Raw genomic sequence first — 1611 nt, 5'->3', positions numbered from 1 at the left:
CAAGGACGCCTCCCCGGTCCCCCGCCGGGGTGGCGACCCGGACGCCACCGGCCGCTGCGCTCCGCGAGCCCGAAGCGAAAGAACCCGCGACGCCCGACGTGGCCCCCGGTGAGCCCGAGCCTCCTCCCGCGCCTCCCGCGCCTCCCGAGCCTCCGCCCGCCGTTGCCGGGCAGGAGCCGGACCGTCCGGTGCTGGACGCGCCCCGTGCGCCTCCGACTCCCGGCACCCTGCCCCCGAACCTGCTGCCGCCTCCGGGTTCGAGCGGCGGGGTCATCATCACGACGCCGGAGTCGTCCCGGGGAGGAGGCCGCACGCTGCGGCCCGGAGACCCGAGCCTGTCCCCCGAAGCCCTCGCCGCCGACGAGCACGCGCGCGTGTCGCAGCGGGTGCAGGGCTTCGTCGATGACCGCCGGGCCCGCGACCGCGTGGAGACCGGCCGCATCCATCCGTACTTCAGCAAGCTGCGCGCGAAGCTGGAGCAGCAGATGGACGCACCGCCGCTCTTCGACATGCCCAGCCTGCCCAAGCAGATGCTGTACTCGTGGGCGGACAAGGCCCGGCGGTTTGGCGCCACGGGCTCCCCCGGAGGGAGCATCGCGTCGGGCCTCGCACCCAAGCCGGGGGAAAGAGTCGCGGAGCGCGTCCGCAACAACCCCGAGTTCAACCGCCTGCGCGCCCAGGCCCAGGCCGGCGAGGAGCTCCAGGACTTCGCCCACGGCGTCAGCACGATGAAGCTCGTCGTCACGCTGGAGCTGCTCCAGGGGCCGGACGGCACGCTGCGCGAGGTGAAGCTCATCTCCCGCAGCGGCAACCCCGCCTACGACGACTACGTGCTCCTGTCCGTGCCTCCCGCGCTGGCGAAGTCCCCTCCGCCGCCCCCCGACGCCATGGGCGTGCACACCGACGGCATCCGCACCCTGTGGTCCGTGGAGGGCCGCGTCGTCTACGTGCGGAAGCTCAGCGACATGAAGGGCACGGACACCGCGTACCTCGCCGCCGCCGCCGCGGTGGGCGTCCTCGCGGGCGGCTTCGAGGAGACCACCGGCGACGTGTACGTCATCGACGTGCGCAACCCGCACTTCGAATGCCGCTCGCGCCTGCTGCGCGTCTATTAGGGCGTGAACGCCGCGGGCCACCGCACGCCGCCGCCGAAGGGCAGGAGCGCCTCCGCCACGTCGAGCAGCGCCCCGTCCGCCCACCGCCGCCCCACGAGCTGCACGCCCACCGGCAGGCCCGCGTCGGTGCGCCCGAGGGGGAACACCACGACGGGGTTCCCCGTGGCGTTGAACAGGCTGGTGATCGGGCCCAGCGCCTCCAGGTAGCTGCGCGGAACGCCGTCCACCTCCACCGGCCCACCGAACGGCGTGTGCGGAATGGCGGGCGTGGGCGTCACCGGCACCAGCCACGCGTCCCAGCCCGTCAGGAACCGCTCCAGCGCGGCGATGTGGACGTCCCGCCGGGACAGCGCCGCCCCCATGCCGGCGAGGTCCAGGTGCGTGCCGCGCACGATGGCCGCCGCCAACGCGTCGTCCCGGAGCGGGAGGAACTGCTCCCGGAAGGCCTCGCGCCAGGCGGGCGGCAGCGGCGCGCCCACCTCGAAGGGGGTGAGGC

Annotated in this window: 2 protein-coding genes; one reads left to right on the top strand and one right to left on the bottom strand. The window is 74.6% G+C overall.

Annotated features, from left to right (window positions below; genetic code table 11):
• Positions 1–1115, top strand: a 1115-nt coding sequence (gene tolA, locus D7X12_RS41245; protein WP_244225097.1) for a cell envelope integrity protein TolA, incomplete at its 5' end; no start/stop codon positions are given.
• On the opposite strand, the gene D7X12_RS41240 is transcribed toward tolA, so the two are convergent.
• On the bottom strand, positions 1112–1611 hold a 500-nt coding region (locus D7X12_RS41240), incomplete at its 5' end, for an amidase family protein (protein WP_244225096.1). The genes tolA and D7X12_RS41240 overlap by 4 nt on opposite strands.

It is taken from the genome of Corallococcus sicarius (genome assembly GCF_003611735.1).
GTDB classification, from domain to species: domain Bacteria; phylum Myxococcota; class Myxococcia; order Myxococcales; family Myxococcaceae; genus Corallococcus; species Corallococcus sicarius.
Note: the sequence above shows the minus strand (reverse complement) of the source record. Positions and strands in the feature narration are given on the sequence as shown.